This window comes from Kosmotoga sp. (genome assembly GCF_982836095.1).
This window is the reverse complement of the sequence record NZ_CEYIHJ010000143.1, coordinates 1-4,990: the sequence shown is the minus strand read 5'-3', so window position 1 is coordinate 4,990 and position 4,990 is coordinate 1. Positions and strand designations below refer to the sequence as shown.

Genomic DNA, 4,990 nt, shown 5'->3' with positions numbered 1-4,990 from the left:
ATGGTAAATTTTTGTACAAATTCTACAGAGAACGGGGCAAAGCCCTGATACCAGGTTCAAGTATCAAAGGTGCTGTAAGAACATACGCAGAGGCATTTCTCGGTGATAAAACAACAAAAGCTATTTTTGGAAGTACAGCTTGTGCTTCTCACGTCAAATTCGATGACGTTCTTGTCGAAGAAAAAAGCTTAAAACTTGAACCATTCGATTCAATAATCATGGCAAATCCAAAACAGGAGAAATCTGTGAAACTGTATACACTAAAACCTTCTCAAGAAATCAGGAGAAGAAATGATGCTCTAATCGAAGTGCTGCCTGAAGGCTATAACTTCACTACTGAAATATGTGCAGAAGGCCTTTCATATGAACAGATCACAGCTCTGTTGTTTTGCTTTGGAATTGCAGACGGCTATATGTTCTATGTGAAAATGGGACGGGGTAAAAATCTTGGGATGGGAGCTGTTCATTTTCACTTAGAACAGTCGACCTTGTACAAAAGCTTTTACCCAGAGGATAATACAAAAATTATCCAAGATCTCATGAGCAAGCAGAAAGTGGAAAACTTTTTAAAAGGGCACGGTATCAAGCCTGAAGAACTGCAGAAGAACATCCTATCAGAAATTATGGACGGTGAGACATCATGAACAAGGAAGACATCATTGATATGGTTGAAAAGGTAATTGAAAAAGGAACAATAAAAAAACATAGTGGACTCAAATCGATTCAAGCGGTGATTCAAAATTCAAAGGAAGTAAGACAACTCGAAATGTTTCTTGGAGCACTGAGAAATCTCCCAAAATTACATCAATACAAGGGCGTAGAGTCATTTTATAAAGAGATGAAAAAACTGGTGCGCGCAGATAATCATACACAAGGTCTGCTTGAAGACTACAAAACCTGGGCGTACATATTTGGTACAGCTGCTAGACTGGTGGCTGCAAAGGAAAAGAACAGCTTCAATAATCCTCCAAGATCTGAGCGTGCACACCACCCTCCAAAAAAGCTTACTTCACAGCCTGCTATAGAAGGACAACTGGCAAAAAAATTAAAATCAATTAAAGAAGATCTGAATAAGAAGAACAAAACTTAATGAACTGAATCGAGCTGCCTTTATTTTAAAACTTAGTGCAGATGTAATGACTCATTTCCTATGGCAAATTCTGCACTTGTGTGTGGTATAATGATTTAGTAGAATATTTGAACATATGTTCAAATATAGAGGTGATGAACTATGGCGGAAGTGTGTGAAGTCCACGAACAACACATGGACAAGATTCTCAAAGTCAAGAAAAAGTTGCCTTCTCAGGAAATCAACCTTGAGGTCTCAGATTTTTTTGATGCTCTTGGCAATCCTTCTCGTTTGAACATAGTTTTTGCTCTAATGGAGGATGAACTGTGCACGTGTGATTTATCAAACATCAGCAATCTCTCTGTTTCAGCTGTATCACATCAGCTCAGAATTTTGAAGGATAGAAAAATAGTTACCTACAGAAAGGACGGAAAGAATGTCTTTTATCGCCTAAGTGATAACCACATAAAGGACATTCTTAAGATCGCACTGGAGCATATAAAGGAGGACCATTAGAAATGTCTAAGAAAAAATTGAAATTGGACGGTCTTGGTTGTGCCAATTGCGCCTACAAGATAGAAGAAGCGCTCAAAAAGCGCGGATTCGTCTCCGCATCGATCAATTTCGTAACAAAGGAACTTGAAATCGAAGGTGATGTAGGAAAAGCCAAACGGGTAATAAAAAGCGTAGAACCAAATATCAGAGTAATCGAAAACGAGAAGAATGATCATGATGTCGCCCATCAGCATGATGATGAGAAGAATTCAAAAAACATGCTGTTTTTCATAATCTCCTCTGTTGCGTTATTTGTTACAGGGTTAGTCATGAGCTACTACAATTTCAACAGCGTATCAGTGATTGGGATATTTGCTACCAGCTATCTTCTGGTGGGATGGAAGGTGCTGAAGAATGCTTTTGTCAACTCTATTCGCGGCAAGCTTTTTGATGAGAATTTTCTTATGACTGTGGCTACATTGGGCGCATTTGCCATAAAAGAATACCCAGAAGCAGTTGCAGTTATACTTTTCTACATGATCGGAGAGTTTCTCCAGGACTCTGCTTTAAACAAATCAAGACGTTCTATAAAGGCTTTACTGGATTTAAAAGCTGACTATGCAAATCTGAAAGTTGAAAATAAAGTGGTAAAAGTTAGACCAGACGAGTTGAACATTGGAGATGTCATAATCGTTAATCCCGGTGAGAAGATTCCAGTTGACGGAGTTACTATTGAGGGAAATTCGAACGTTGATACATCAGCTTTGACTGGCGAGAGTACTCCCAGAGTTATGATGAAAGGAAGCAAGATCCTTTCAGGAATGATAAACCTCACGAGTCTTCTAACAGTTGAAGTCACAAGAAAGCTCGAAGAGTCAACTATTTCAAGGATTTTAAGGCTTGTGCAAGACGCCACAGCAAGGAAAGCTAAAACGGAAAGATTTATCACAAAATTCGCTCGTTACTACACTCCCGTAGTTGTTGGACTCGCAGCGGTTGTTGCTGTAATTCCACCGTTGATCACTGGAGATCCTTTCTCTGAATGGTTTTACAGAGCCTTGGTTCTGCTTGTGATTTCGTGTCCCTGCGCTCTTGTTTTATCGATACCACTTGGTTATTTTGGAGGAATCGGTAAATCAGCAAAAGAAGGGGTACTCGTGAAGGGTTCTAATTTTCTGGATATCCTCAGTGGAGCTAAAGTTGTGGCTTTTGATAAAACTGGGACTCTGACAAAGGGCGTTTTCAAGATAACAAAGACAGAGACAAGAAACGGTTTTACGCAAAAAGAGATAATCAAATTCGCGGCTTTGGCAGAAGTTCATTCGGGACATCCTATAGCTTTGGCAATAAAAGAAGCTTACGGAGAGGAAATTGAGATGGCTCAGATAAAAGATTTGCAGGAGATAGCTGGTTATGGTGTCAGAACAACCTTGAAGAACAACGTTGAGATAATGGTCGGAAACGATAGGTTGCTTCACAGATTCAAGATAGAACACGACACGTGTCATGTAGCAAGAACTGTGGCCCACGTCGTGATCGACAAAAAATATGCTGGCTACATGGTGATCTCAGATGAGCTGAAAGAGGACGCCTATGAAGCAGTGAAGCGGCTGAGAGAACTGGGCATCAAGAAAATTTTGATGATTACAGGAGACAACAACGATGTTGCAGAAAACATAGCAAAACAGTTAGAGTTGGACGAATTCCATGCCGAGTTAATGCCAGAGGATAAGGTGAGAGTTATAGAGGAACTTAAAGAAAAGATGACTCCAAAAGATAAGATGGTTTTTGTGGGTGATGGAATTAATGATGCCCCGGTTATCGCCAGAGCAGACGTGGGAATAGCCATGGGAGCTTTGGGAAGTGACGCTGCCATCGAAACAGCAGATGTAGTAATAATGGACGACAGGCCATCAAAACTTCCGATGGTCATTGAGATAGCAAGAAAAACCCAGAGAATAGTGTGGCAGAACATAGTTTTTGCTCTTGGTGTCAAAGTGGCTTTCATAGGCTTAGGTATTATTGGGGTGACTACAATGTGGGAAGCGGTGTTTGCTGATGTTGGAGTTGCGATAATAGCGTTATTCAATGCCATGAGAATTTTAAAGTGACATACATGCGATCGTATTAAAGAATCACCTTTGTTCTTGTTCAATTTTGTCGTATTTTGCTAATATTTAGTGCAGGGGGGGTCACTACGACTGATTTGAAAGACACTCTTGTTACCATGGTGGGAACTGAACCGCAAGTTGTAACGCTCTTATTTGACGCGCTGATAAAGAATGGTTTTCCCATCGACGAAGTGGTTGTACTTCACACAAATCCATCAGTTGTCGATATTTACAATTCACTGAATTGTCTTGAAAAAGAACTCACTTCAGAAGAGGGCATCACACTTCGATTTGTCCCAATTAAGAGCAATGATCGATTTCCCGAGGATATTTGCTGTGAGAAAGACGCGACACTGTTGCTTCGAGTTCTTTATGCCACTGTTCTGAAAATAAAGAAGGCTCATCGCAGGATTCATCTTTCAATAGCAGGCGGACGTAAAGTTATGGCGGCATATGGAATGCTTGTCGCCCAGTTACTTCTTGATGACAACGATCACGTGTGGCACCTATTGTCTGAAAGGAGTCTCCTTGAAAGTCGAGTCATGCGAAGCTATGACTTTTCCCAGATATCCCTCATTAACGTGCCAATTCTGCGTTGGGTGTTGCTTCCTTCAACTCTTCAAGAACTACTTTTGTGGAATGATCCTTACAAAGCAATACTGAAACAAAAAGAGCTTCAAGAACACACGAAGGTTTCTTTTTTAACCGCTTTTTGGCACCGGCTAACGGATGCTGAAAAACAGTTACTTGAAACACTTGTGAAAACTGGTGGAACAAACAAGGAAATTGCTCAGAGGCTATATAAATCTCCTAAAACCATCTCCAACCAATTGCAGAGTATTTATGATAAATACGCGTCTCATACTGGCATTTCTCGCAGATCAGGCATGAGGAATCGCCTGATATCCGACCTCGCTCCACTCATGGATTCTTTGAGGGCAAATTCCTAAGTAAATATAGGTATAACCTCTCATGACAATTAATTAAAACGCTGCTAATATATTCCTGAATCGCACTTCACCATGTGATATTGGAGGTATCTCTATGAAGAAAATGTTCTTTTTGTTGGGATGTATTGGCATGGCAATATTTCTGCTCACCTGTTGTTCAACAACTCCTAACTCTCCTTCAGAACAGCCAGAGCTTGGTTCTGTGAAATTTAGCTTTTCATTTCCTGATAGCAAAGATTCCTTCTTTGAACCTATTCCCGACATTTCACCGAACATTATAGAAATAACGCTTACAAGAGTTGGAAATCAAGAATCAACGACTCTGGTTTACAGCTATGCCACCAGTATAACCATCGAAAACCTGG

Annotated in this window: 6 protein-coding genes; all 6 read left to right on the top strand. The window is 40.3% G+C overall.

The window, feature by feature from the left end; all coding sequences use genetic code 11:
• The coding region (locus AC3LHT_RS08815; protein WP_488662623.1) for an RAMP superfamily CRISPR-associated protein at positions 1-644 on the top strand (644 nt) is incomplete at its 5' end.
• 20 nt (positions 645-664) lie between these two features.
• Entirely contained in the window at positions 665-1,090 is a 426-nt protein-coding gene (locus AC3LHT_RS08810; protein ID WP_488662622.1) for a hypothetical protein, read from the top strand.
• A 141-nt stretch (positions 1,091-1,231) separates the two neighbouring features.
• Complete coding sequence (locus tag AC3LHT_RS08805) at positions 1,232-1,585, top strand: ArsR/SmtB family transcription factor (protein WP_488662621.1); 354 nt, start codon at positions 1,232-1,234, stop codon at positions 1,583-1,585.
• A 2-nt stretch (positions 1,586-1,587) separates the two neighbouring features.
• A complete protein-coding gene (locus AC3LHT_RS08800) occupies positions 1,588-3,675 on the top strand; it encodes a heavy metal translocating P-type ATPase (protein WP_488662620.1) in 2,088 nt (695 codons plus the stop codon).
• 95 nt (positions 3,676-3,770) lie between these two features.
• Positions 3,771-4,625 carry a CRISPR-associated ring nuclease gene (locus tag AC3LHT_RS08795; RefSeq protein ID WP_488662619.1) on the top strand — a complete coding sequence of 285 codons (855 nt, stop codon included), beginning with the start codon at positions 3,771-3,773 and terminating at the stop codon, positions 4,623-4,625.
• Positions 4,626-4,719: 94 nt separating this feature from the next.
• A partial coding sequence (locus tag AC3LHT_RS08790) for a hypothetical protein (protein WP_488662618.1) occupies positions 4,720-4,990 on the top strand: 271 nt, incomplete at its 3' end.

Excerpts from the sequence above, each read along its gene's own strand:
- AC3LHT_RS08810 (WP_488662622.1), top strand. The coding sequence starts at position 665 with ATGGTTGAAAAGGTAATTGAAAAAGGAACAATAAAAAAACATAGTGGA.
- AC3LHT_RS08805 (WP_488662621.1), top strand. The coding sequence starts at position 1,232 with ATGGCGGAAGTGTGTGAAGTCCACGAACAACACATGGACAAGATTCTC.
- AC3LHT_RS08800 (WP_488662620.1), top strand. The coding sequence starts at position 1,588 with ATGTCTAAGAAAAAATTGAAATTGGACGGTCTTGGTTGTGCCAATTGC.